Here is a 24,123-nt window from a genome sequence, read left to right as displayed (position 1 = left end):
TAACGGAGATGACAAACAGGAGGTGAACGATTTGGAAAACAACGACGAGCACAAAGAACCCGCTAAACAAGACGTACAAGAACCTTCACGCAGACGATTTCTCGTCAACGCGGGATTTGCGATAGGCGGGGTCGTCGTGGGCGGCGCACTGGGCAGTATCATTGGAAGGAAGGCTAAGGAGCCTGCGGCGCCCGAACCTGCACCGACAGAGGAAAAACCGGCTGTGCCGGCCAACTACAACCGTGCGTTGATGTTTTTCAACCAGGAGCAGTTCTCGATCGTGGATGCCGCGACTGAGCGGATCTTCCCTAAAGATGCGAATGGACCTGGAGCAAAGGAGCTGGGGGTCGCTTTCTTTATCGATCACCAATTAGCCGGCGACTATGGTTTCAACGGCAGGGAATATATGTCTCCCCCTTATTTCAAGGGCGAGAAGGTCCAGGGCTATCAAGGCCATCTGAAGAGGCGCGAAATGTACGATATCGCCCTGCAGGAAATGGAGAACTACAGCCAAGCCCAATTTCAGAAGGGCTTCTCTCAGCTGGCTGGCGAGCAGCAGGATGAAGTGTTGAAAGCGTTCGAAGAGGATGCCGTTGAAATTACAACCATTTCCCCCAGCGGGTTTTTCAAAATATTACGCAGCAACACTTTAGAAGGGGTATACAGCGATCCGCTCTACGGCGGCAATGCAAATATGGACGGATGGCGCATGCGCAACTACCCCGGCAACCAAATGAGCTTTACGTCGATTATTGACAAAGATTTCAAAACCATTGCCCCGAGCAGCCTCCAAGATCATATGGCGGCCAAATAGCGAAACGAGGGATTTCACACATGGCCACAAAATTACCGAAAACAGATGTTGTCATTGTAGGCGTCGGCTGGGCCGGCGGCATCATAGCCTCCGAATTGACCAAGGGGGGCCTGAACGTCGTCGGCTTGGAGAAAGGACGCTCACGCAAGACGGAAGATTACTACATGGTCCATGACGAGCTCCGCTACGGAGTCCGCTACGACCTGATGCAGGATTTATCCAAGGAAACAGTCACCTTCCGCAGCAATGAGAAAATACGTGCGCTGCCCATGCGGCAGTACGGATCGTTCCTGATCGGCGACGGCTTAGGAGGATCCGGAGTACATTGGAATGGGCAGACTTACCGCTTTCTGCCGTATGATTTTGAAATCCGCAGCAAAACGATCGAACGTTACGGAAAGAACAAAATCCCAACCGACATGACCATTCTCGATTGGGGCATCACGTATGACAAGCTTGAGCCTTATTACGACAAATTCGAGAAAATGGCGGGTATATCAGGTGACGAGAATCCGCTTGGGGGCAAACGGTCCAATCCGTATCCAACACCTCCGATGATCAAGTCGCCTGCTATGGTAAAGTTCGTCGAAGCGACGACCAAGATGAAGCTGCACCCGTATATGATGCCTTCCGCCAACCTGTCGGAAACCTATACGAATCCGGACGGCATCTCTCGAGCGGCCTGCCAATATTGCGGGTATTGTGAGCGCTTCGGATGCGAATACGGAGCTAAAGCGGATCCGGTCGTAACGGTCATCCCGGTCGCCAAAAAAACCGGTAAGTTCGAAATCCGGACCCACTCCCAGGTGCGGCGCATCCTACATAACGGGAACAAGGTGACGGGGGTCATGTACACAGACGTCACGACCGGTAAAGAAATCGAGCAGCCCGCCGATATCGTCGTACTGACGGGATATGTATTCAACAACGTCCGTTTGCTGCTCATGTCCGGCATCGGGAAGCCCTATAATCCAAGCACCGGAACGGGCGTCATCGGGAAAAACTATGCCTATCAGGTTATCAAAGGCGCCTCCGTCGGCTTTTTCGAGAAGGAACAATTCAACAATTTCGCAGGCGCAGGAGCCTTAGGCGTCAATATCGATGATTACAACGGCGATAACTTCGATCACTCAAACTTGAAGTTTATCCATGGCGGCTCCATATCGCTCAGCCAAACTGGTCAGCGTCCGATCTTGAACAATCCGATTCCAGGCGGGTCGCCCACATGGGGGCCCGAGTTCAAGAACAACTCGCTTAAATACGCGAACCGCGCTCTCTCCGTTGGAGGTCAAGGGTCTTCGATGTCATATCGGCATCACTTTCTAGACTTAGATCCTACCTATAAAGACACGTTCGGCGATCCCTTGATGCGTCTGACCTTCGACTTTGAAGATCAGGATCGCGAGCTTGCTAAGTTCCTTGCCGGCAAATGCGGTGAAATCCTCAAGGAAATGGGCGCCAACCACGTCGATTCCTTAAAAGAACTGGGTCCCTATGATATCGTGACCTACCAGTCGACGCACAACACGGGAGGCGCTATTATGGGCTCGTCTCCCGAAACATCGGCGGTCAACTCCTATTCGCAAATGTGGGATGCCGACAATCTCTTCGTCGTCGGTGCCAGCTCTTTTCCGCAGAATGCGGGCTATAACCCGACAGGAACGGTTGGCGCGCTCGCGTACAGAGCTGCTGAAGGCATATTGAAATACCGGACCAAAGGCGGTCTAGTGGAGTAGTATACGCTCAAATGAAAGAAGGGCATCGCTCGCGGTGCCTTTCTTTCGTTTATGCACAGCGCGCGGTGTTTCGCTGCATGAGGGTGGTCAATCGACCACAATCGTTGACGCAAAAAAAAGCAGTTCTGCATGGGAGTGGATCATTCCCTTGCCGGACTGCCTTCTTGTGTGCCATATCAGTATCGCCTCTTGCAGTGTCTTAATTCAGCTTCTTCGGTTCTTCCTTAGCGGCCTCGATGATATCCTCATCGACGATCCCTTTCGTCGAGTTGCGGAATTCCCGCAGCGTGTCGCCGAACGCTCTTCCTAACTGGGGCAGCTTTGCTGGACCGAACACGATAAGCGCAATCAGCAAAATAATGACGAGCCCCGATATTCCAATATTGTTGAACATCTTACATTCTCCTTTCGTTAGCCGCCGGTTGGCAAGGGAGCGGCTATTCTGCGGTTATAGTACCTCACGGATATGAGGACGCTCAGTTCAAACAGCAAGATCAACGGGATGGTAACGGACAGATGCGAGACAAAATCCGGCGGCGAGATGCAGGAGCCGACGATGGCAAGGCCGACATAAGCATACTTCCTCGTGCTGCGAAGCCTGCTTGGCGTCAGCAGCCCGAGCCGCGTCAGAAACAAAATAATGAGCGGCATCTCAAAAGCAATGCCCAGCGGAAAAACGACATTGAACAGGAAGGCGAAATAGCGGTCGATTCCATAGGTTTCTATAGCACCGATACTTTGATTCATCCGCATCATGAAACGCAGCATCATCGGAAAGATCAAGAAATAGCTAAACGAGATCCCGCTCAAGAACAGCAAAAAGGAGACCGGGACATACGCGAGCGTTCCCTTCGCCTCGCGTTCCGTCAAGCCAGGCCGGATGAAGGCCCACGTATGGAACAGCAATACGGGAAGCGTGAACAGCACGGCGAAGATGAAGGCACAACGGAGGTAGATGAACAGCCCGTCCGTAAAGGAGAAGACGTTCCATGCGATCGGTACCGCTGCAGGCTGCGCTTTGATATAGAGCAAAATTTGCGGCGAGACGTACAGCCCCCCGCCAAGAGTAACCGCGAAACAGCATATGACGATGATGATTCGTCTGCGGAGCTCGGTCAGATGCCGGATCAGCTCTTCATTGTTTTCCATGCCAGGCAGACCCCCAGTTGCAAATTATATGCGGTTGTCCCAACATTTTCATGAAGGATGAGTTTATTTTATCCATTCGGCTTCCTCTTATACGCGCTAATTAAGGATGTTTAATTTGCGTGCATGGCAGTAAAAAAAAGGGGAAATCTAATATCGAACCGACATTCAAGGGGGTTGCTGTTAGTGAAGAAAAGAATGATGCTCATCATGATTGGCGCGGTACTGCTCCTGATCATTGCAGCCGCATGCGGCAATAACGCTAACAATACGGGGAACACCGGTAATACAGGGAATACCGGCAATGCTGGCAATGCTGGCAATGCAGGCAACGCAGGCAATGCAGGAACGGTCAACGCAACCGCTGAGAATGTGTACAAGCAGAATTGTGTCGGCTGTCATGCCGCGGATCTCGCCGGAGGCGTTGGACCGAACCTTCAGAAGGTCGGGAGCAGTATGAGCGCAGATCAAATCCAAGCCAAGATCGCTGACGGCGGCGGCGGTATGCCGGGCTTTAAGAACAGTCTCAGCGAAGAGGATATCAAAGCTTTGACCGATTGGCTTGCTTCGCACAAGTAACTGCGGCCATGACTTCACACAAAAGAAGGATAGATCCATCCGCAGCGCAGGGATCTATCCTTCTTCTTGTTCCATATGGCCCTTTAACCTCGTTCAGACAGGAGCGCCTCCACTAACCGGTGGCTGCCGAGCACCTGATCTGCGCGGACCGTGCACCGCAGCGGATCATCAAGTACCGCAAGCACGTGATCCACGATCCCGGCGAACCCTCTGCGATACAAATGGGAATCCCAGCCTCCGAAGGTCAATGTTCGCCCGCCAATCCCGGGCTCTGACAGCACCGCGTGCTCCAAGTCCTGCACGATGGCTGTCCGGCCGCCTCCATGCCATTCGAGCCGTTCCGCATCCACTCCCGAGCATCGCTCCATGGAAAATGCAGATACGCAGCCCGAGTCTTCCCCGCGCATCATGCCAAATACGGATAACAGCTGCCCTTTATCATTGCTGCGAACCGATCCCGCCGATAGCTGCGGCCCGTCGCCTGCACCGCCGGCGAGCCATGCCGCCAAATCGATGACATGAATCGCATCGTCGTATAGGGTCTCCTTAGCCGAATGCCCCTGCAGCTTGATCCGGTTTTTCTGAACGAGTATCGTTCCCGCTCCACCAGCCTCCGAGATCCATTCCTTGGCTCGCAGCACCATCGGAGCGAATCGTCTGTTGAAGCCTACTGCGAGCAGCTTCCCCTGCCGGGACGCTTCTGCCGCCATTTCCTCGGATTGCCCGATATCGTAGGAAAGCGGCTTGTCCACATACACATGAACGCCGCGCGCCAAGCAGCGCATGACGATGTCGTAATGCGTCTCCGTCGCACTATGTACGAATACAGCATCGACCTCTTGCTCCAGCAGCTCTTCCAAGCGGGTAAACCGGCCTTCAATCCGGTACTGCTCCGCTACCTCGCTTACCGTATCTGGGTTACGGCTCATCAAGCCTGCGATTTGGATGCCGCGATGCACAGCCAAGAGCGGTAAATAGGCTTTACGGGCAATATCGCCGATCCCGATCATGCCAACCCGTTTTGAACTCACGACCGATCACTCCCTCGCCTTATTAGATTGCACAGATCTTTCCCAACGATCGATCATTAGCTCATAAAGCTCCTCAAGAGGAAGTGTTATCCCCTGCTGCGCGATATTAATGGGAGCCTTCACCATCCCTCGATTGAGCTTCATGAGTAGTTTCTTGAGACCGCTCTGCCGGGACAGAAACGCAGGCGTATCCAACAGTTTAATTCCAATGAACCGCTGTCCCATAAAATCATACAGCATAATCTCTTCAATCTGATCCCAACGCAGCCGGCCGCCGCCTATGTAAGAGGAATCATCCACAACTTCTTGATCATTCAGTACAACAGACGGTTTCCGGTTTAATAAGCGATACAGAAGATAGATCAGGCATAGCCCAAAGAAAAGGACGCTTACCAGCCCTATTATCAGGATACTAACAGACGAATCTTCCTCATTCCGGCTTACCCCGATCATAACCCCGCCAATCAGGACGAACATAATCGCAGCTGCGCTCAAACCCAGCAGCTTCCTAGGTGAGGGATAAAAAACGAGCTCCTCATTCCTTGTATGCATTCGGTGTCACCTCCCTTTCCCTTTCATTCACTCTAATGGCAAATTACCCGCCCGGCAAGGGAGTGTAGCACGAATTTATCACTGTTGATTAGTCAGAGGAAACTGAAAAAAGCTTGTCCCTCCTTCTCTAATGGGGAACAAGCTTCGGTCTTCATAGTTATTCCGCTTCCGTAACGCCGCTTCTGGATGTGACCCAGGAACGCTGCGTCTTCTCTACCCAGTCCACCCCCATGAGAAGCAGCGTCAATCCAGCGAGCGATGCGCCGACAAACAGAGGAATATACCATATCGAGGCCCCGCTTCCTCCGGCAAAGAACGGAATGAACGAAACGGCGAGCACCGGGGGCGCATTAAGCCGGCACTTCTGAATTAATCGAATAATGACGAGCGTATTGATAAATAGAGCAAGGATGTCCGGTATGAAAGTGTAGACGATTGTAACGGTATAAATGATTGTACCGATGATAGAAGCTCCGAACGCTCCCAATGATATTTTGCCGATCCCCTTATAATCCGTGCGGGACATGAATAGAAAGCAGAACGCGCCTAACGTGGGATAGAACAGCATTTTCATCGGCGCAATATGTAGGGAAAGCCAATAAATGAATGCGACATAGCAGCAAATAGCCCATAATCTCATGTTCATAATGGTTCAGCAGCACGCTCCGTAGCCCGATATGTGGTGATGTAAGAAACCCTTGTTAATTCTACTCTCACCTTCTGGCTGCCGTCAATAATGACTTTCAAGAGGAATGACGGCCCGAATAGATAAACTTGGGCACTCTGTTCATTCCACGAAACAACACAAAACCAGCCATGGCGTAAGCCCTAACTAGCTGCTTCCTTTAAAACAGGTATATGAAAGAGGCTATACCTTCTTATCATATTATCAGGGAAAATAAGAAAGGACCGTCAGGGTTGATCATCCTAACGGTCCTTTCTGTGCTATGATTATACGTCTGATAACGTTCATGTCATTTCCGGTTAACGATATATGTTCTTGTCATCTTATAACAGCCACGATGTCATTCTCCGCTATCTACTATTGCTATCCCCTGGCAGCCGGAGCCGATAGGGAAGGCGCCCCCTTCTGCTTCTCCATACTGATCCATAAGAGTCCGGCGGCCATAAACAGCGTACCCATCAGCTGCCAGCCCGTTATCGTCTCATCGAACATCAGATAACCCGCTGCTACAGCAGCCGCAGGAACGACATAGCGGAAGAAATTCGCGCGCGCGGCACCGACCTTGAACATCGACGCATTCCATACGATGAAGGCAAACACGGTACAGATCAGCACATTGTAGGCGATCGCCATATAACTTCCTGCCGTTAATCCGCTCCAATCCACCTTGCTCCAAGAGCCGAGCGTCAGTGGATACATAAATAGACTGCCGAAGAAAGAGAGCCATGTGCTGACCCGCAGCGCGGAATAGCGTTTCATCAGCGGCATGCAGGCTACGTTGTACAGAGCGCCGATAATGCTGATGCCAAAAGCAAGCAGGTTACCGATCATATTATCGGAGGAGAGACTAAGGCCTTCCCCTCCGCCAAGAATGATGAAGCAGACCCCCACGATAGCGGCTCCGCCGCCGCCGATTAACCGGGAAGAGATTGGCTCACGCATGAATAATGGGGCAAACAATGCCGCGAATATCGGCCATGGCGCCACGTTGAGCAGCGAAGCGTTCGCGAGCGTCGTCATTTTGATGGAATACATGCATGCGATCTCAAGCCCCGTGACACCTACAAGACCGATGATGGCCAGCCGAAGACCATCTTTGAATGATATCCCGATGCTTCCCTCCTTCAGCTTAAGCAGCAGGAAGAAGAACGGGACAGCCAGCCCGAACCTTAAGAAAGTAAACAAGATCGGGTCGAACGTTTCCATCGCAAGCCGGGATACACCGAAGTTTGCCCCCCAAATTATCGCAACTGCAGCGAGGCCTGCGTAATAGATCCATTTTTTATCCATGCGGCGAATAATCTCCTATCCGATACATCTTTTTCTAGAATCAGGCATCATCATATCATGAATTCGATTCGATCGGTTAGAAGAAAATACACCACTGTTATTTCATCTCGGCGAACGCTCCATCCTTCCAGCCCAGCTTCTTTTGAACGTAGTTCCCTTCCTCCTGCGAGTAGTAGGAATAGTGCAATATACCGCCTTCTTCGGCCTCCAGCTTGATGGAATATTTATCTCCCGTCCCGCCGCTGACATATAAGCTTGAGCCTGGAACCGGCAGCTCGACGATACTGAAATCCGGCTGCACGCTGAAGATCCGGTATTCATTACCGTTGCTGTTGCCATGCTGACCCAATGTAAAGTCCAGCAGACCGTCCCCATTGTAATCATCAAGTGATAGAAGGAAGAGATGCGTGAAGGTAAGCGGCTCATTATAAAATTGGTTTAGCGCCGTCGTTTGGATTGTATTGCCGACCTCATCTTGCACCTCGAAGATGAATTCCCCCTCGTAGACCGTGCCTTGATAGGCGCCCGGCTGCCAGTCCTCGGAATAGCTGCCCTCGACAAGCCGGAGCTTGAGCGTGCTGTTCGTGCCCGGAATCGGTGTATTGGAGATCGTCATCGGTGAATTGATCGCCACATTGCCGTTAATAGCGGCTGGCCCGGTACCATTGGACGAATCTCTTACAGCATCCGGCTCCGCCTTGCGAAGCTTGTAAACATCGTTATCACTTCTTCGTTCATAAGATGCAAAATATTCGTTACCCACCTCCAGCAGATTCCAGGCCGTCCGGTCCTTGACCATGATCCTGAAGGCTTGCTCCTTCTCTTGATTATTCGGATCATAAGCCTGAATCCATCTCTCTTCGCCGCTTGGATCCTCACTCTTCTCAACGATATGAATGGTTGAAGCCGTTAACGTCCCGTTCAGAAGCCTGAAAGCGATGAACACCCCAACAAGTACGCAGACTGCGATAGCGGCAATCAGCCTTTGTTTGTTCCGCATATCGGTCCCTCCTGATCCGTATACGTTGAATCGCTTTCGTTCTGCTTCTCCAGCAATGGGATTAATTCGCTCAACCGGTCTATTCGTCCAATCGGCCGAACACCGCGAGCATGCATGACATCCAGCCCCGTCCGATAACTAATGAAGGGGATGCCCGCATCGGCTGACGCCTTACCATCGATCCACGCATCGCCCACCGACAGCCATTGATCATTGCCCACAAAACGAAGCGTCTCCTTCACCACAACAAAGCCAGCCGGATTGGGTTTCATTGACGCCATCTGTTCCCGGCCGACGACCAGGTCGAAGACAGAGATGATCCCGGTGCGTTCAAGCGCCTCGCGGGCCGCGGCAATTGAATTATTCGTCACGATAGCAAGCTGGTACCTCTGGTGCAGAACAGCCAGAAGCTCCTCTGCTCCCGGTTCGAGACCCGCGCCCTCCATCCCTCGAAGCTCATGCTCCGCTGCGATATCCATGACCGCATAGTACAGCGAATCGGTCAGCTTGCCCGTCTGCCTGACGTGCTCGATCAAAGTCGCAGTCGTATGCTCCTTCACTGGAAAGCCGCTCTCTAGTACGGCGTTCTGCATCAAATACTCATAAATATCACTTTTCATCGCCCCAAAATCGATATTCGACTGAAGCAGCGTATTGTCCATATCAAAAATGATCCCTCTAACGTTGCTGAAGCTGCTGGCGTACACAGATTCGCCTCCCCGTTTCACACTTCATTTCCATAAAGCTTACTTATAATTACAGCGATTTACAACATGCATGCTGCAAGGCGGCGGATGGTATACCGACCTGTAACGCGTACCGCATAAGGCGGGATCACAACAAAAAGCGGCAGGAGTGCCGTTCACTCCTGCCGCTTTCTTCCGTGCCGGTCACGTAACTAACCATGCACCGCTTTATTCGGATTTGAATTTGAAGCTTCGCGCGATATAAAGAACCGGCGTCGATGCCATGGAGATCACAAACTTAATGGCATACGTCGTCAGGAAAATTTCGAACCAAACCTCCCAGGTATAGCCCGCTCTCCCGAAAGCAATCGTGCAGAAGACGAGCGAGTCGACCAACTGGCTGATCCCTGTGCTGCCATTGTTACGAATCCACAGCTGATTGGGTGCAGGAAACACTTTCTTGAGGAAGGTGTAAATCCTTACATCGAGGAACTGGCTTACAAAATAAGCCGACAAGCTGCCGAGCGCAATCCACGGCATAAGGCCGAAGATGTCCTCCATCGGCTTCTGCCCGAAATCCGACGCCTGCGGCTGAAACTTCAACGCCATCTGCATAACGATCATCGTCATGAGGAGTGTGAAGAAGCCGAACCAAACGGCCTTCTTGGCTTCCTTCTCGCCATATTTCTCGTTTAGCAGATCGGAGGTCAAGTAAATCGTCCCGTACATCGTGTTGCCAAGCGTCATGACGAAGCCGAACATCTCGATCGTCTTCACCACTTGAATGTTGGCGAGCACGGTCGCGATCCCTACCCATGCATAAAGCCCTTGCTTCCCGAATGCGCGATAGCACACGAGAAACAGCGCAAAGTTCACAATAACGAACAATACGCCCCATGAAAAGTTAAACATATTACATTAATCCTCCTAGTTTTGATAACGCGGGAGTTTTCGAACCGCGGCCCCCATGCGGAGCTTGTTGCATTATAGCATAGACGGCATGGCGTGTTAACCACCTTATTCTTCCGCTGCCGGACGCGCCTGCCCGGATGGCTTGGCAATTAAGGACATGGCCCACTTGCACCATTCGATTTCTTCGCGTCCGGTCAACACTCTCCGCTGATAGAGCAAGTAACGGCCAAAATGCTTGTCGTTCATGCCCGGCAGCATGCCGTTCATAAGCTCATCCATTTCGCTTACCTGAGATTGTAGATAGGCTGCCTTCTCCATTAACATTGCGATTCTTTCCTCGAATAACTGTATGGCGGTGTTCGGATCGGACAAGCCGATGGCGTAGACCTTAATGAGAAATTCATCGCGCTGTACAGGTACGGCAGCCGGACTGTGATCGATCCATTCCTTGAGTGCCGCTGTTCCCAGGTCAGTAATGGAGTACAGCTTCTTATCCGGCTTGCCCGTCTGTCCCACATGCTCGTAGGTAACCAGTTCTTTCTGCTCCAGCTTCGCCAGAAGCGGGTAAATCTGACTGTGCTTCGCCTGCCAGAACACGCCCATCATCTTCATCAGCTCATAGCCTGAGCATGACTTCCGGAACAGCATACTGAGCAAGGCGTAGGATAAAGCATTCATTTTCGGTTAGTCCACTCCTTAACGGGGTTCAATCAATGCGTACCGAGCAGTTCAATCAATGCGTACCGAGCAGCTTCACAATCCGGTCCTCGAATTTGAGCGGTCTGGTCGTCGGTGAGTACCGTTTCACAACCTGACCCTTCCGGTCGATCAGGAATTTCGTGAAGTTCCACTTAATCGACGAGCCGAACAGCCCCGATGTCTCTTTCTTTAAGTAGACATACAACGGATCCGCTTCTTTCCCGTTCACGTCGATCTTGGCAAACAAGGGAAAATTGACGCCGAAGTTCAACTGACACGCCTGCTCCACTTGGCTATCGTTTCCGGGCTCCTGCTCACGGAATTGGTTGCACGGGAAGCCCAGCACCGTAAAGCCCTGTTCCTTATACGTATCGTATAACTGCTGCATTTCATTGAATTGCGGCGCAAAGCCGCATTTGGTAGCCGTATTCACGATGAGAAGCACCTGGCCCCGGTAGTCCGCTAAAGAAACTTCGTCGCCCCGTATCGTTCGCACATGGAAATCGTACACATTCATTAGGACTCACCTCACCTATTCATAGACGCTATTCCATTGTAAACAATTCGTTGTCATTTGAACAATTGCCCGAAGAAACTCACCTTGCCATGAATTCGCTTTCTTGTTAAGATGAACAAAAGAAAAGGTTCCCCGCCGTATGACACGGGACAGTGCTCCTGTCACCGGTTCTGTGGATGTGAGGTACGACAATCATGAACAAACTTGAAGCCGAATTTTGCAACCTGGTCAAGGCCTACCGGAAACGCCACATGGGTAAAGGCCCTGCACGGATCACGGCCACCTTTTGCAAGAATTGGGCCATCTGTGAGATGGAGGGCAACCTCTCCCCGGTAGAGAAATTCATTGCCTCTGCAAGCGACGGGAAGCAGATGCTTCGCGAAGCACGGACGCAGATGGTGAAGGACATGTACCGCAGCAACCCTCCCATCGAGCTGGAGGAATTGCTCGGAGCCAAATTCGTCGAGCTGTTCGTCGATATTGATATCGACAAGGACTTCGGCATGTCCATCTTCGTATTCGACCGAGACATTCAAGTTCTCTTATCTACGGATGAATCATGAAATGGCTATCATATATGTTGGAACTTAGCAGCGCACCTGCAAGAGACTAACCGTTTGGACACGATAATTTTTCCTTCCCGAAAAATTGTTGTACCGGACGGTTTTTTTATTGGAATTATAGGAGGGTCATATCATGGGCACAACCAAGCATTCCGGGCGCATCAAGCTGCCCGGCAAACCGGATCCGAAGCTGTGGGTCAGCAAAGTACCGTTCGGACTCGGACGCATCAAACCGCATCACATCCGCGACACGTTGAAAGTCATGGCCGAGAACCGCGATAATCTGCCCTATGCCTATCGGATCCTGACGCAAGGCGTTTGCGACGGCTGCGCGCTCGGCGTGTCCGGGCTGTATGACCAGACGCTGGAAGGACCGCATCTGTGCACTACCCGGCTGAACCTGCTTCGGCTGAACACGATGCCGGCCATCAAGCCGGAGATCCTTCATGCGGATATCGATGAGCTGCAGCAGATGAACAGCACGCAGCTGCGCAAGCTTGGCCGCCTCCCTTATCCGCTTATCCGCCGCACAGGCGAACGCCGCTTCAGCCGGCTTTCTTGGGACGAGGCGCTGAATCTGATCGCGGGCAAAATCCGCAGCATCCACCCCAAGCAGCTTGCTTTCTACTTGACGGCACGCGGAATTACGAATGAGTCCTATTACGTCGCGGCCAAGACCGCCCGGTTTCTTGGCACGAACAATATCGATAATGCTTCGCGCATTTGCCATTCGCCCTCCAAGACCGGACTGAAGCGTTCAGTCGGTATCGGCGCTTCCAGCTGCAGCTACAAGGATTGGATCGGCACCGATGTCCTCGTCTTCTGGGGCAGCGTTGCCGCTAACAATCAGCCGGTGTCCACCAAATATATGTACGCAGCCAAACGCAAAGGAACCAAGATTATCGTCATCAATCCTTATCGGGAACCCGCGATGGACGGGTATTGGGTGCCTTCTATACCGGAATCCGCTCTATTCGGCACGCGCATCGCCGATGATTTCTATCAAGTGAACATCGGCGGCGACATTGCGTTCATGCACGGCGTCATGAAGCATTGGTTTGCAATGGAAGCCGAGCAGCCGGGCTCCGCCGTGGATCATGCGTTCGTCGAAGCGCATGTGAACGGCTATGAGACGCTTAAGGCACATGTGGAGCTTCAGGAATGGGAACAGCTGGAGAAGTCCTCCGGCATGTCCAGAGCGCGGAATGCGGAATTCGCCGAGATGCTGGCCCATGCCAAATCGGGGGTATTTGTCTGGAGCATGGGGCTGACGCAGCACCGGTTCGGTACGGACAATATTTCGCAGGTCGCCAATCTGGCCCTGCTCCGCGGCTTTCTTGGCCGTGAATATTGCGGACTCATGCCGATCCGCGGCCATAGCGGCGTACAAGGCTCGGGCGAGATGGGCGCGGATCCGTTCAGCCTGCCCGGCGGCGAGTTCAAGGGCGAGGATATCCCTCGTATCGAGCGTGAATGGGGCTTCGAGCTGCCGCGATGGCAAGGCGACATTATCGGCGTATCGCTGGAGAATGCGCTGCTTCCGGAGGAGCATGAACGAAAGCTAAAGCTCTTCTATACATCCGGCGGCAATTTTCTGGAGACGATGCCAGAGCCTGACTTTGTGCGCAGCTGCTTGGAGTCCGTCGATATTCGCGTGCATCAGGATATCGTTCTCAACACCTCCACACTGGCGGACGCCCGCGAAGCCGTGATTGTCCTGCCGGCGATGACCCGCTACGAGCAGCCCGGCGGCGGCACATCCACCTCGACGGAGCGGATGGTCTATTTCTCTCCGGAGATCGAAGGTCCTCGAATGCCCGAAGCGCGTGCAGAATGGCAGATTTATTGCGATTTGGCCGCCCGCGTCTTTCCGGAGCAGCGGCAGATCATCGCCTTCCCGGATGCGCAAGCCATCCGTGACGAGATCGCCCGTACTGCACCGAATTATGACGGCATTCAACATTTGCGCGAGAAGGGAGACGTGTTTCAATGGGGAGGCGCTTGGCTTTGCGAGGACGGCCTTTGTCCGACGCCGGATGGGCGGGGTACGCTGATTCCCGTCGAGCTGCCCGACCTGCGCAAGCCGGAGGGCCACTTCTATGCGACGACACGGCGCGGCAAGCAGTTCAATTCCATGATCTACAGCGATACGGACCCCTTTACGGACGCTGACCGCTATGATGTTATTGTCAGCGAGACGGATACGCGGGCGCTCGGTATTGCCGATGGCGATGCGATCGTGGTCTACAACCGTCACGGCATCTTCCATGGCCGGGCGAAGACGGGCGATGTAGCGCCGGGCAATCTGGAATTGTTCTGGCCGGAGGGTAATGTCCTCTTCCAGAAGGGCGTCTACGAGCCGATGGCCGGCATACCCGAATATAATTCGGCGGTCGTGCTGGAGAAGGCGGAAGCGTTCCATGCACTGAAGGATAATCGGTATGTGGAGAAACGAATCGATGAGCTGGAGACGGATCTGATCGGAGGGTAACCGGTGATGCTAGAATCGACGACAAATTGGCGCATATGGAAGATTGACGGTGATGCAGCAGTTGAGACCGATGACGAAATTGCAGCTGAATATCCGCTGACCTTCCAGCTGGATGGGGAAGAATTTGCAACCATCGTATGCTCGCCGTCCGCATTGGAAGAAATGGCGATTGGCTTTCTCGCTTCGGAAGGCATCATTCGGACGATCGACGATATCGCCTCACTGAAGATCGATGAGGATCGGGGCTATATCTATGCAGAGCTGAAGCATAAGCAGTCCACCGCCAAGACCGACGTATCCAAGCGGTTCATTGGCTCTTGCTGCGGGAAGAGCCGTCAGTTCTATTTCATGAACGATGTCCGTACCGCCCGCACCTCCACCTCCCAGATGAAGATGTCCGCAGGCCAAGCCATTCGACTTATGCGGCTGCTGCAGCAGAGCTCTGCGGAATTCCAAGCGACCGGCGGTCTGCATAACGCCGCCATCTGTACGACAGAGTCTCTCTTGGCCGTACGCGCCGATATCGGCCGCCACAATGCGCTCGACAAGCTGCTTGGCTACTGCTTGCAGAACCGGATCCGCACCACCGATCTCATCATCGCCTTCAGCGGCCGCCTCTCTTCCGAGGTTGTGCTGAAGGCGGCTAAGATCGGCGTCGGCATCATACTCTCCAAATCGGCACCAACCGATCTGGCTCTTCAGCTGGCGCACGATCTGGGCATTACCTGCGCCGGATTCGTGCGGGGAGAGAAGATGAATGTGTACACCCAGCCGCAGCGGATCATTGGCTCCTGAGCAAGCTGGCGGCTTCCGGGCATTGCCGCTCCAACCGGATGATACGAAGAGCAGCTGCTCCGAACAACATGCAAAAGCCCGCTCCTCTAACCGGGGGCGGGCTTTCAATCGGTATGCATCCGTATCATGTTTAGTCTCTCTCCACCAGATCCCGCTGCAGGTAATCTTCCAATGTATTCGTAATATCGAATACCGTGTGCGCCAGATCGTAATTCTCAAACACATGCTCACATGAGGATTGATACGCCATCGCTATCTCGTAATTGTCCAGATGATCGGCGATGATCTCCTCGTTAATCCCCTGTTCGCGTTCCCGGCTCTCGACCGTCTTACGGTCGGCATAGATGAAGATCCGAACGACATGATCCCCGTACATCTCTTTTAACAGCTCCGCGCCTTCGGGATTCAGGACCAGGTAGATGCATCCTTCCTTCTGAAAGCTCTGCTCAATGTCGATACCCCGCAGTCCGTAGCGGTTGTTCTGGAGGGTAACACTCTCAATAAACTCGCCGCCATCCTCCATCAGATCGTACAGCTCGGGGGTGATAAAGTGATAATCCTGCCCGTTCACTTCTCCAGGTCTTGGCGTTCGCGTCGCGTAAGACAGCACCTTCGGCATCCCGAATGTCGTACCGACGCTGTCCGCTACGGTCTTGCGGCCAGATCCGTCAGGCCCGGTGAACACGAAGATCAGTTCGCGATCGTTAAGCTCAACCATTCGCACAACCTCCTTGAGCGTTCCGCTAAGCAAGAAGAGGGGTTATATGGGAACACGAGTATACCATCATTATACTTAAAATAAAGCAAAATCGTCAATATTCGGCCATATTTATGAGTAAAAATAAATATCACTATACATATCGCCTAATTTCGCCAATTACCGCCCAATACCGATTAATTTCATGCAAATTACGCCGACCTTGAGAGTCGGCGCAGCTTCTGACCTGATAAACCAGCTTATTACGGGTACCTTGCAGGAGAATGATTCTACGGCATCCGCGGCGCATTCCTTCATCTTCAATCCCCAATGATGATGGATCTGGCGTTGTTAAAATAATCAATGGGTTCTGCAGGTCGTCCGCGTGAACATATATTTGTATTTGTGGTAGACGGTGCTGGGCTTGGATTCACATTCTGTAACGCCCAAAAGCGGCGTTACAGAATACCCTTGCGATGGTCCCCCCTGCTGTAACGCCCTTTTCTGGTCTTACAGCTGCTGACCGGAGGTGCTGGGCTTGGGTTTCATATTCTGTAACACCCAAAAGCGGCGTTACAGACTACCCCTGCGATGCTCCTTCCTGCTGTAACGCCCTTTTCTGGTCTTACAGCTGCTGACCTGAGGTGCTGGGCTTGGGTTTCATATTCTGTAACGCCCAAAAGCGGCGTTACAGGCTATCTCTGCGCTGATCCCTCCTGCTGTAACGCCCTTTTCTGGTCTTACAGCTGCTGACCGGAGGTGCTGGGCTTGGATTCACATTCTGTAACGCCCATAAGCGGCGTTACAGACTATCCCTGCGCTGATCCCTCCTGCTGTAACGCCCTTTTCTGGTCTTACAGCTGTTGACCAGAGGTGCTGGGCTTGGATTCACATTCTGTAACGCCCATAAGCGGCGTTACAGACTACCCCTGCGCTGCTCCCTCCTGCTGTAACGCCCTTTTCTGGTCTTACAGCTGCTGACTGGAGGTGCTGGGCTTGGATTCACATTCTGTAACGCCCAAAAGCGGCGTTACAGGCTTCCCTGCGCTGATCCCTCCTGCTGTAACGCCCTTTTCTGGTCTTACAGCTGCTGACCGGAGATGCTGGGCTTGGGTTTCATATTCTGTAACGCCCATAAGCGGCGTTACAGACTATCCCTGCGCTGCTCCTTCCTGCTGTAACGCCCTTTTCTGGTCTTACAGCTGCTGACCGGAGGTGCTGGGCTTGGATTCACATTCTGTAACGCCCAAAAGCGGCGTTACAGACTATTCCTGCGCTGCTCCCTCCTGCTATAACGCCCTTTTCTGGCGTTACAGCTGCGGTTAGAATTCTAGTTCGTAGTCCGTGCCCCGTGTTTAACTTGCAGACTTCATGTTCGGGCGGAGTAGGGGATGTCTTACGTATCGGTTAGGTGGTGGGCCCGTGTCATACTCTGAGACCACCCATTGACATTGCACCATGATTCACTTATGATGTTCCATGCAACTATGATAATCATTCTCATTAAAGTTCAACCTCCTCACCATCCTTATCTATTCGACTAGCGCCCTTGCAGGCGCATCGGCGCGACGCAAACATGATGGTATAGGTTTATGACAGCTTATTACAGCAGCCCGAGGTGCGCCTGCAGGCTGTATATAAGGAGGCTTACCTCTTTGGATCCCTCAATGGACTTATCGCTTATAGAATCCTATTGCCACGTATCTCTGAGTGGTGCCGCAAATCCTGTCTATGCAATACCGGCCGCGGACCTGCTCATGCCTGGGCATATGAAACGAACACTTGCGCTTAGCGGCGAATTGCTGCGAGCCACCTCACAGGAGCTGCCAGCCTCCTTCATCGGCTTGTCGATATACAATTTGTGTGCGGCTGTACAAGTCGTGCTCGCCCAGCATAACCGGCTGCTTGACCTGTCCCTCTCCAACTTGACGTTCCAGATCGAGCTTTCCGGCAAGTATCCGCTTTCCCATTTCCGCATTCATGAGATTCGTTGGATCGATGTACCTGCCGACGACGAGCGCAGAGAAGCGTTCGTACAACAGGAGCTAACCGCCTTTTATAAGACAACCGTTCTGCCTGTCATCCACACTGCCGCCAAGAGCGCGGGAGTCATGCCCAGCTTGCTGTGGAACCAGTATGGCGCCCGCACTTGCAGTCTGCTGGACTATGTGCGCGATAATGTTCCAAGTTCGTCTGTACAAGACCGGTTCAATCGTGACTACAAGGTACAGACGGAGCTCGACGGCCCGGAAGTATTTGACCGGCGAAAAAATCCGTTCAGCCACAATCCCCGTTATGTGGATAGTCCCTACTATCCGGACAAGAAAGTCATTATCCGCTCCTCCTGCTGCATGTATTACTGCCAGGTAGACGGCGTCTATTGCTACACCTGCCCGAAGCTGACTGCAGAGCAGAGGGACGCCATGCGCGACAAACTGCAGAACAAAGCAACCTGATCACAGGGCAACAACTGCTTTCCGCATTCCGATGGAGAGGCTGCATGCTTACGGTCCGCTGTGACCCGCGGCTGCGGTCTTTTTTGTGTTTTGCGCTGCTCTTATTCCCTTGATCAACGCGCCTGGCGACAGGCCGTGGGGACTGAGGTCTTACCCCCTCCCCGCCTTAAGCCTAGCGTCAAGAACAGTCGCGGGACTGTTTCGACAACCTTCAGCACCCTATACAATAAAGACATAGACAAGGCGAGATGCACCCGGGGAATTTCGAAATAAACGTTCAGCCTACAAAGGAGAGATTGGATATGAATAAATTATACCGCTCACGAACTGATAGTAAATTGACTGGTTTATGCGGGGGATTGGCTGCCTACTTCGGCATTGATTCGACCATCGTCCGGTTGGCAATGGTTATCGGCGGAGTGTTCAGCCTTGGGACCGTGCTGATGATCTATATTATCGCCGCAATCGTCATTCCGAAGGAGCCTGGGATTGAAGGGTTCTACAAGGATAATCCTTATCACTATTAACAAGAAGCAACCACTACTAACGGGTATACGAAATCCATAAACCATATCGAGGAGATGTTTGATAATGAGCATACTAGCCAGAATGATGAACATAACGAAAGCGGCCGCACACGAATTGTTGGAGAAGCTTGAAGACCCGGTTATGATGATGAATCAATACGTCCGCAACATGCAGAATGAGATTGAAGAGCTGCAGCAGGAAATCGTCAAGCAGGATGCAGCAGTTAGAGGGTTAAAGCTGCAATCTGACGAAAGCGCAAGATTGGCTGAGCTGTATGAGACGAAGGCATTCGAGGCACTGGCTGGCGGCCGTGAAGCCGAAGCCCGCGAGGCTTTGGCAGTGAAGCTGCATCATGCCGAGAAAGCAGCGACCCATCAGGAGTGGTACAACAGTGCGGTTATCCGCTCTGCAGAGCTGGTGAGCAAGCTCGAAGCAGCCAAAGCCGAATTCGAGTCCATGCAGAAGAAACGCAATGAGCTGATAAACCGCGTGCAGCAAGCGGAGGCAAAATCCAAAACCTCCATGCCTAACTTCAGCAGCGGTCATACGCTGGACGGCGGTTTGGCTTCACGCGGCTTCCAGCGTATGGAAGAGAAAATTATGCAATGGGAAGCCCGTCTCGATCTTGCAGGGCATGCGAATTCAAAGCCCTACGGATCTTCGTCGGCTTATCCTTCCTATGGTGCAGCGCCGCAATCCGCCGCTCCTGCCGACCCGGCTAAGGAACAGCTGATTGCCGAGCAGCTGGAGCAGCTTCGCAAACGGATGCCATCAGAATAACGGCAAGGAAAGGCGACGGTATACCGGGAGAAAAAACTCAATTCTTCTCCTGGCATATACGTTCCTATCCTTGAACCAAGACAGCCTCACCGCGGCATTAGCTGCGGTGAGGCTGTCTTCTTAAGCGTACGGCTGCGTTCGAATTCGGTGTACCGCACGTTTTATTCGCTGAAGACGCGGCACATTCAACACGCCCAAAGATGAGCTGATCGCCATAACGGCTGCAGCCGTTACGTTACACAATATTGTAGCCTTGATCCTCGATGGCTTCTTTAATCGCATTCAGGGATACCTTCGAATTGTCATACTGAACTGATACCGCTTTGCTGGCCAGGTCGACTTTGGCGGAAGCGCCAAGCTTCTTAACCGCTCCTTCAATCGATGTAACGCAGTGCCCGCAGGACATGCCCTCTACTTTGAGTGTTTGGTTTTCCATTGTCTTCATCCTCCTGTTTATTTCATTAATTTCTTGACCGTTATTAGCAGCTCGTCGATCACTTCTTCATCGCCCGACTGAATCCGTTCAATCACGCAGCTCTTCATGTGGCCTTCCAGAAGCAGCTTGCCCACGCCATTCAGTGCGGATTGAATCGCGGCGATCTGATTGAGCACATCATCACAGTAGGTATCTCTTTCAATAAGCCCCTTTACCCCTCTAATCTGACCTTCAATCCGATTCAGACGGGATATGAGATTAGCCTTCGTCTTATCGGAATGGTGACTCGTTCTAACACCGGCGCCGGTGTCAGAGCTGTCACAGCAATGGGGCTCCGGTTGTTCGTGGACATTATCCATTGTCATAGGGTGCTCACCTCATGCATTAAATATACAATACCCCCCGTGGGTATGTCAACAAGGAATTCATCCATCTCCCTTATCTTAGACGATCCCTCATTACCCTAACAAGTATGCTTCATTATATCCCTCATTAATAGGAGACATTCATATTCCTGCGCTTACATACGGCAAGTTAACATCCTATTGACAGCTCAATTTGCCTGATGGTAGAATTCACTAAACAATTCATACATATTCACTCGGAATTAGAACAACTTTTATCGGAGGGATACTACTTATGTTCAAACTCATTTCCGCACCAAAAGGACTGCTCGCAGCCGCCTTATCCGTCTCTTTACTTCTTGCAGCGCCGGCTCCGGCCATATTCGGGGCATCTGAGCAGGCATCAGCCTCTCCAGTCGCTCTTCATCAAACGAAGGACGATTATACGCTTTTTCTTCAAGAGAAGTTCGGGCTCCTGCTCACGGACTCTCCTACTAGAGGCGATTTCATCCAAGCCGTTGCGCGCATTCTGGTCTTTGCGCCAGATGGTGATAAAGCAGCCGTTACATTCCATGATCTCACATCATCCAGCCCTTCCTATACAGCAGCCGTCGCCTTATACCAACAGGGCATTCTAACCTCCAAGAGCGTAGCGGCGGAACAACCGCTTACCGCGCTGCAAGCTGTCTTTATTGCCGTTAAAGCAGCGGATCTGAAGGAACTCGCTTACTCTTATCCGAAGGAAAAAGTAAGCCAGTCGCTTGCTTCGCTTGCGCTTCGCGTGGAGGATTTTACATCGCTTGCGGCCGCGCAGGAAATTGCTGCAGCCAAGGATGCGGGACTCATCGATCCAGCCCTATATGGGGAATTAAAGCTGAACCAGCCTGCGTCGAAGGCATTTGCCGAGCAGCTGCTCGGTCGGGTGCTGGAGGCCAAGGGTCAATACAAGCATTATATCGGGAAGACCTCAGATCACACGATCTACGCCAAGCTTACCGACGCGTATCAAACTTCTGACATCATCGTCGCTCCCGAGCTGGAAGCGGTTGTGAACGGCGCTTTGGAGCAAGGGCTCGTCACCGGCTATAACTTGAAGGATCGCCGTTTCGATTCCAATTTCGTCGATTCCTTAACCATCACATATGGCCATTCCGACCTCAAGCATGCCATCCAACTCATTGGACTGCTTCGCAGTGAGGGCATTGAAGCAAACGTGCAATTCGAGCCCAAGACATCCGCCTTCGTGCACCTGCGCGAATGGGGCGAGCCAACGCCATCAAGTGACTACCAGTACAAGAAGCTGGCGAACGGCAACTTTATCGCCTCTGCGAAAGAATATGACATCGCCTTCGAATTTAAGAACACAGCCGATAAAGAACGGTTCCAGCCCGTCGTTCTGAAATACGCGAAGAAGAACAGCGACGATGTATCCGGATTAATCGCCGGTTCCTGGTGGCAGCCGCTGTACTATTCCCTCAGCGAGCTGAAGAACTATGACGTCATTACCAATAACAAGATTACCGGCAGCGGATCGTACTATGCGCAATCGTTCTCGCTGAACAAGGATTCCGAGGCGATCGTAGCCGGCTTCAAGAAAATCGATCCGGAGATCAAAATCAGCACTTATACATTCTGGGTCGACCGCCCGTTCCATAATTACTTGACAGGCGACGATTTCAAATAAGACTGCTGCGCACCTGACATATTCGGCATACTCCAAGGCTATTATGGTAGAGGTTCATAATCGATCCTACCTGGAGGCTTGATGGCATGTTTGGAAAAGTGGCAGCCGATCTGCTCGGCTTGAGCGATGTCGGCGCGGTCATCCGACCGGAAAATTACGACAAAGTGGATGCAGACGACTATGTGATGCATGAGGATAATGAGAAGATTTACTTCCTCATCAAATCCAAGGCTGATGAGTACTGCTTCACCAACCAAGCGCTCATTCATCTGAATGGAACGAGCGCGGTCAGCAAGAAGCGCACGCTGAGCCGCTACAGCTACAGGACCAATCGAATTTCCAACGTCGCGCTGGAAACCGCAGGGACCGTAGACCTAGACGTCGAAATCAAATTCACGATTGGAAATACGCCTTTCTCGATCGATGTGCACAAGAAGCACATCGAGGAGGTGAAGGACTTGTACAAGGCGATCATCCGCATCGCCGAGATTGCACAGGAGAACGAGACTTCGCATCAGTATGCCATGCAAAGCCTGGAGCTCGCCCGTTCCAACTTAAGCAGCATTGATAGAGCCGAATTTCATTTGGCCCAGCAGTTTAACGAGCTTAACCAGTCCGCCTTTAATTGGCTCGTCGACGCCCATAAGCAGTATCAGGTGAAAGACTTCGCAACCGTATTCGAGCGGTACATAAACCATTAACCAATTTAATCATTCGTCATTTCTATAAGCCGTGATTTCCGCTCGATGCGACAAACCCGGCCCAGGGTTACCTGGGCCGGGTTTGTTCTTGCTTGCAATCGGAGCTCTAGCTTTCTTTAAGCAGAAGGGATAAATCCCGGCCGTGCGAGTGGATAATGTAGTTGGCGCCGAGCCCTTTATAGACGAGCCGTGGCTGCATGCTATGCGTCACTACGTATACCGGATCCGACGTCCAGCTACGGCAAATTTGAAGGTAGCGGCAGCATAAATTAAGACTTTTCTCGAATAAGTAGATATTGCCGATTGGCATCTCCGGCACGATCCACGTTTTCTCCTCGTTCGTGTTGACCGTTACGATCTGCGACACCCCGATCGCAAGCATCCGTTCATATTCATTCCGGTTATTGACGATCGCGGCATACCGAATCCCCTTCCACTTCAACAGCTGGATAAAAGCTTCTCCGGCTGCATTCGGTGCCGACACGAGTACCATTTCATCCTTATTCACAGTTCTGTCCGCCTCTCTTCATACGCTTACGAGGTTAGCTGACGGATTCGGGCGCGAGAGTCGCCCTATCTGAAGATGTACGACGCATGACGCGTCTCTTCGGAATTCACCCCTCATGAGGAATAGCTGTGCAACGCGAGCCATCCTCACTGTATCGGTTCCCCCGTTTCCCTTACGGAAACTCAGCGATTTGAATCTAATGTTGTAAGACCAATCAATACTCGTATCGTACGCCCGCTGAATATCGTTGTAAAGATGCAATCGGACGATTTCTGATATATTTTCTGCACTGCTCCGTCCATCGCTTCCAAAATCTCACTTATTCTCGTTCTTTCTCCCTCTACAATCATTATGGTATATTGTTCAAATGAGCTCGTGCGATTGCGGGCGGACCCGCTGCAACCAAGAAAAACCACCTTTTTGCCAGTCCAATCCGTGATAATCGCCTTAACTTTCATATTTCGGCTCAAATTCACGATACCGTTGTTTTACA

At 52.1% G+C, this 24,123-nt stretch carries 26 protein-coding genes and 1 riboswitch; of the genes, 11 read left to right on the top strand and 15 right to left on the bottom strand.

The genetic code is table 11. The features are described 5' to 3' along the window. The first annotated feature begins 31 nt into the window (after positions 1-31). The gene (locus NNL21_RS27330; protein WP_256555516.1) at positions 32-814 is read left to right on the top strand and encodes a gluconate 2-dehydrogenase subunit 3 family protein; all 783 of its coding nucleotides are present in this window, start codon (positions 32-34) and stop codon (positions 812-814) included. Between the two features lie 20 nt (positions 815-834). Further along, entirely contained in the window at positions 835-2,550 is a 1,716-nt protein-coding gene (locus NNL21_RS27325; protein WP_204820525.1) for a GMC family oxidoreductase, read from the top strand. A gap of 199 nt (positions 2,551-2,749) precedes the next feature. On the opposite strand, the gene tatA is transcribed toward NNL21_RS27325, so the two are convergent. Together tatA and tatC are read right to left on the bottom strand one after the other, a co-directional pair. Continuing rightward, positions 2,750-2,944, bottom strand: a complete 195-nt coding sequence (tatA, locus tag NNL21_RS27320; RefSeq protein WP_204820524.1) for a twin-arginine translocase TatA/TatE family subunit — start codon at positions 2,942-2,944, stop codon at positions 2,750-2,752. Between the two features lie 17 nt (positions 2,945-2,961). Continuing rightward, complete coding sequence (tatC, locus tag NNL21_RS27315; RefSeq protein WP_204820523.1) at positions 2,962-3,699, bottom strand: twin-arginine translocase subunit TatC; 738 nt, start codon at positions 3,697-3,699, stop codon at positions 2,962-2,964. 183 nt (positions 3,700-3,882) lie between these two features. On the opposite strand from tatC, the gene NNL21_RS27310 reads away from it, so the two are divergent. After that, positions 3,883-4,275 carry a c-type cytochrome gene (locus NNL21_RS27310; RefSeq protein WP_256555514.1) on the top strand — a complete coding sequence of 131 codons (393 nt, stop codon included), beginning with the start codon at positions 3,883-3,885 and terminating at the stop codon, positions 4,273-4,275. A gap of 83 nt (positions 4,276-4,358) precedes the next feature. On the opposite strand, the gene NNL21_RS27305 is transcribed toward NNL21_RS27310, so the two are convergent. The 9 genes from NNL21_RS27305 to NNL21_RS27265 all read right to left on the bottom strand — a co-directional run bounded on the left by NNL21_RS27305 (position 4,359) and on the right by NNL21_RS27265 (position 11,647). Beyond that, entirely contained in the window at positions 4,359-5,306 is a 948-nt protein-coding gene (locus NNL21_RS27305) for a Gfo/Idh/MocA family protein (protein ID WP_256555513.1), read from the bottom strand. 6 nt (positions 5,307-5,312) lie between these two features. Further along, a complete protein-coding gene (locus NNL21_RS27300; RefSeq protein ID WP_204820521.1) occupies positions 5,313-5,858 on the bottom strand; it encodes an STM3941 family protein in 546 nt (181 codons plus the stop codon). Positions 5,859-6,015: 157 nt separating this feature from the next. Next, positions 6,016-6,504 (bottom strand): hypothetical protein, encoded by a 489-nt coding sequence (locus tag NNL21_RS27295; RefSeq protein WP_204820520.1) that lies wholly within the window; start codon positions 6,502-6,504, stop codon positions 6,016-6,018. 402 nt (positions 6,505-6,906) lie between these two features. Next, positions 6,907-7,833 (bottom strand): DMT family transporter, encoded by a 927-nt coding sequence (locus NNL21_RS27290; RefSeq protein WP_204820519.1) that lies wholly within the window; start codon positions 7,831-7,833, stop codon positions 6,907-6,909. Between the two features lie 97 nt (positions 7,834-7,930). Next, on the bottom strand, positions 7,931-8,833 hold the full coding sequence (locus NNL21_RS27285; RefSeq protein WP_204820518.1) for a hypothetical protein: 903 nt from the start codon (positions 8,831-8,833) through the stop codon (positions 7,931-7,933). Continuing rightward, on the bottom strand, positions 8,812-9,540 hold the full coding sequence (locus NNL21_RS27280; protein WP_256555512.1) for an HAD family hydrolase: 729 nt from the start codon (positions 9,538-9,540) through the stop codon (positions 8,812-8,814). The genes NNL21_RS27285 and NNL21_RS27280 overlap by 22 nt, the downstream gene beginning before the upstream one ends. A gap of 207 nt (positions 9,541-9,747) precedes the next feature. Beyond that, positions 9,748-10,431 carry a queuosine precursor transporter gene (locus NNL21_RS27275; protein ID WP_204820517.1) on the bottom strand — a complete coding sequence of 228 codons (684 nt, stop codon included), beginning with the start codon at positions 10,429-10,431 and terminating at the stop codon, positions 9,748-9,750. Positions 10,432-10,536: 105 nt separating this feature from the next. Next, on the bottom strand, positions 10,537-11,109 hold the full coding sequence (locus NNL21_RS27270; RefSeq protein ID WP_204820516.1) for a PadR family transcriptional regulator: 573 nt from the start codon (positions 11,107-11,109) through the stop codon (positions 10,537-10,539). 55 nt (positions 11,110-11,164) lie between these two features. Next, a complete protein-coding gene (locus NNL21_RS27265; RefSeq protein ID WP_204820515.1) occupies positions 11,165-11,647 on the bottom strand; it encodes a glutathione peroxidase in 483 nt (160 codons plus the stop codon). A gap of 194 nt (positions 11,648-11,841) precedes the next feature. Here NNL21_RS27265 and NNL21_RS27260 point away from each other — a divergent pair, with 194 nt between their 5' ends. The 3 genes from NNL21_RS27260 (at position 11,842) to fdhD (ending at position 15,496) form a co-directional block, all read left to right on the top strand. After that, positions 11,842-12,210 carry a Na-translocating system protein MpsC family protein gene (locus tag NNL21_RS27260; protein WP_204820514.1) on the top strand — a complete coding sequence of 123 codons (369 nt, stop codon included), beginning with the start codon at positions 11,842-11,844 and terminating at the stop codon, positions 12,208-12,210. 133 nt (positions 12,211-12,343) lie between these two features. Beyond that, positions 12,344-14,701, top strand: a complete 2,358-nt coding sequence (locus NNL21_RS27255; protein ID WP_204820513.1) for an FdhF/YdeP family oxidoreductase — start codon at positions 12,344-12,346, stop codon at positions 14,699-14,701. A 6-nt stretch (positions 14,702-14,707) separates the two neighbouring features. Further along, positions 14,708-15,496: a formate dehydrogenase accessory sulfurtransferase FdhD gene (gene fdhD, locus NNL21_RS27250; protein WP_204820699.1), complete on the top strand. Its 789-nt coding sequence runs from the start codon at positions 14,708-14,710 to the stop codon at positions 15,494-15,496. A gap of 130 nt (positions 15,497-15,626) precedes the next feature. Here fdhD and NNL21_RS27245 read toward each other — a convergent pair whose 3' ends face one another. Further along, on the bottom strand, positions 15,627-16,214 hold the full coding sequence (locus tag NNL21_RS27245) for a guanylate kinase (RefSeq protein WP_204820512.1): 588 nt from the start codon (positions 16,212-16,214) through the stop codon (positions 15,627-15,629). A 1,634-nt stretch (positions 16,215-17,848) separates the two neighbouring features. Between NNL21_RS27245 and NNL21_RS27240 the strand changes: the two genes are divergently transcribed. The 3 genes from NNL21_RS27240 to NNL21_RS27230 all read left to right on the top strand — a co-directional run bounded on the left by NNL21_RS27240 (position 17,849) and on the right by NNL21_RS27230 (position 19,957). Next, complete coding sequence (locus NNL21_RS27240; RefSeq protein WP_204820511.1) at positions 17,849-18,649, top strand: hypothetical protein; 801 nt, start codon at positions 17,849-17,851, stop codon at positions 18,647-18,649. 302 nt (positions 18,650-18,951) lie between these two features. After that, entirely contained in the window at positions 18,952-19,176 is a 225-nt protein-coding gene (locus NNL21_RS27235; RefSeq protein ID WP_204820510.1) for a PspC domain-containing protein, read from the top strand. Positions 19,177-19,240: 64 nt separating this feature from the next. Next, positions 19,241-19,957: a PspA/IM30 family protein gene (locus tag NNL21_RS27230; protein WP_204820509.1), complete on the top strand. Its 717-nt coding sequence runs from the start codon at positions 19,241-19,243 to the stop codon at positions 19,955-19,957. A gap of 235 nt (positions 19,958-20,192) precedes the next feature. Here NNL21_RS27230 and copZ read toward each other — a convergent pair whose 3' ends face one another. After that, entirely contained in the window at positions 20,193-20,393 is a 201-nt protein-coding gene (gene copZ, locus NNL21_RS27225; RefSeq protein WP_204820508.1) for a copper chaperone CopZ, read from the bottom strand. 17 nt (positions 20,394-20,410) lie between these two features. Next, positions 20,411-20,758, bottom strand: a complete 348-nt coding sequence (locus tag NNL21_RS27220; RefSeq protein WP_373567604.1) for a metal-sensitive transcriptional regulator — start codon at positions 20,756-20,758, stop codon at positions 20,411-20,413. A 274-nt stretch (positions 20,759-21,032) separates the two neighbouring features. Here NNL21_RS27220 and NNL21_RS27215 point away from each other — a divergent pair, with 274 nt between their 5' ends. Beyond that, a complete protein-coding gene (locus NNL21_RS27215) occupies positions 21,033-22,421 on the top strand; it encodes a hypothetical protein (protein WP_204820507.1) in 1,389 nt (462 codons plus the stop codon). An 86-nt stretch (positions 22,422-22,507) separates the two neighbouring features. Continuing rightward, the gene (locus NNL21_RS27210) at positions 22,508-23,122 is read left to right on the top strand and encodes a PH domain-containing protein (RefSeq protein ID WP_204820506.1); all 615 of its coding nucleotides are present in this window, start codon (positions 22,508-22,510) and stop codon (positions 23,120-23,122) included. Positions 23,123-23,228: 106 nt separating this feature from the next. Here the strand turns inward: NNL21_RS27210 and NNL21_RS27205 are convergent, their stop codons facing one another. Beyond that, entirely contained in the window at positions 23,229-23,630 is a 402-nt protein-coding gene (locus NNL21_RS27205; RefSeq protein WP_256555511.1) for a hypothetical protein, read from the bottom strand. 7 nt (positions 23,631-23,637) lie between these two features. Further along, positions 23,638-23,828: riboswitch (cyclic di-AMP (ydaO/yuaA leader) on the bottom strand. Between the last annotated feature and the right edge of the window lie 295 nt (positions 23,829-24,123).

The sequence above is a fragment of the Paenibacillus mendelii genome (assembly GCF_024498075.1).
Classification (GTDB): domain Bacteria; phylum Bacillota; class Bacilli; order Paenibacillales; family Paenibacillaceae; genus Paenibacillus_Z; species Paenibacillus_Z mendelii.
The sequence above is the reverse complement of the archived record's forward strand: the minus strand, read 5'-3'. Positions and strand labels throughout refer to the sequence as shown.

Bases quoted from the DNA above. Each gene is read 5' to 3' on its own strand.
- NNL21_RS27325 (WP_204820525.1), top strand. From the start codon at position 835: ATGGCCACAAAATTACCGAAAACAGATGTTGTCATTGTAGGCGTCGGC.
- tatA (WP_204820524.1), bottom strand. From the start codon at position 2,944: ATGTTCAACAATATTGGAATATCGGGGCTCGTCATTATTTTGCTGATT.
- tatC (WP_204820523.1), bottom strand. From the start codon at position 3,699: ATGGAAAACAATGAAGAGCTGATCCGGCATCTGACCGAGCTCCGCAGA.
- NNL21_RS27300 (WP_204820521.1), bottom strand. From the start codon at position 5,858: ATGCATACAAGGAATGAGGAGCTCGTTTTTTATCCCTCACCTAGGAAG.
- NNL21_RS27295 (WP_204820520.1), bottom strand. From the start codon at position 6,504: ATGAACATGAGATTATGGGCTATTTGCTGCTATGTCGCATTCATTTAT.
- NNL21_RS27290 (WP_204820519.1), bottom strand. From the start codon at position 7,833: ATGGATAAAAAATGGATCTATTACGCAGGCCTCGCTGCAGTTGCGATA.
- NNL21_RS27285 (WP_204820518.1), bottom strand. From the start codon at position 8,833: ATGCGGAACAAACAAAGGCTGATTGCCGCTATCGCAGTCTGCGTACTT.
- NNL21_RS27275 (WP_204820517.1), bottom strand. From the start codon at position 10,431: ATGTTTAACTTTTCATGGGGCGTATTGTTCGTTATTGTGAACTTTGCG.
- NNL21_RS27270 (WP_204820516.1), bottom strand. From the start codon at position 11,109: ATGAATGCTTTATCCTACGCCTTGCTCAGTATGCTGTTCCGGAAGTCA.
- NNL21_RS27265 (WP_204820515.1), bottom strand. From the start codon at position 11,647: ATGAATGTGTACGATTTCCATGTGCGAACGATACGGGGCGACGAAGTT.
- NNL21_RS27260 (WP_204820514.1), top strand. From the start codon at position 11,842: ATGAACAAACTTGAAGCCGAATTTTGCAACCTGGTCAAGGCCTACCGG.
- NNL21_RS27255 (WP_204820513.1), top strand. From the start codon at position 12,344: ATGGGCACAACCAAGCATTCCGGGCGCATCAAGCTGCCCGGCAAACCG.
- fdhD (WP_204820699.1), top strand. From the start codon at position 14,708: ATGCTAGAATCGACGACAAATTGGCGCATATGGAAGATTGACGGTGAT.
- NNL21_RS27245 (WP_204820512.1), bottom strand. From the start codon at position 16,214: ATGGTTGAGCTTAACGATCGCGAACTGATCTTCGTGTTCACCGGGCCT.
- NNL21_RS27235 (WP_204820510.1), top strand. From the start codon at position 18,952: ATGAATAAATTATACCGCTCACGAACTGATAGTAAATTGACTGGTTTA.
- NNL21_RS27230 (WP_204820509.1), top strand. From the start codon at position 19,241: ATGAGCATACTAGCCAGAATGATGAACATAACGAAAGCGGCCGCACAC.
- copZ (WP_204820508.1), bottom strand. From the start codon at position 20,393: ATGGAAAACCAAACACTCAAAGTAGAGGGCATGTCCTGCGGGCACTGC.
- NNL21_RS27220 (WP_373567604.1), bottom strand. From the start codon at position 20,758: ATGACAATGGATAATGTCCACGAACAACCGGAGCCCCATTGCTGTGAC.
- NNL21_RS27215 (WP_204820507.1), top strand. From the start codon at position 21,033: ATGTTCAAACTCATTTCCGCACCAAAAGGACTGCTCGCAGCCGCCTTA.
- NNL21_RS27210 (WP_204820506.1), top strand. From the start codon at position 22,508: ATGTTTGGAAAAGTGGCAGCCGATCTGCTCGGCTTGAGCGATGTCGGC.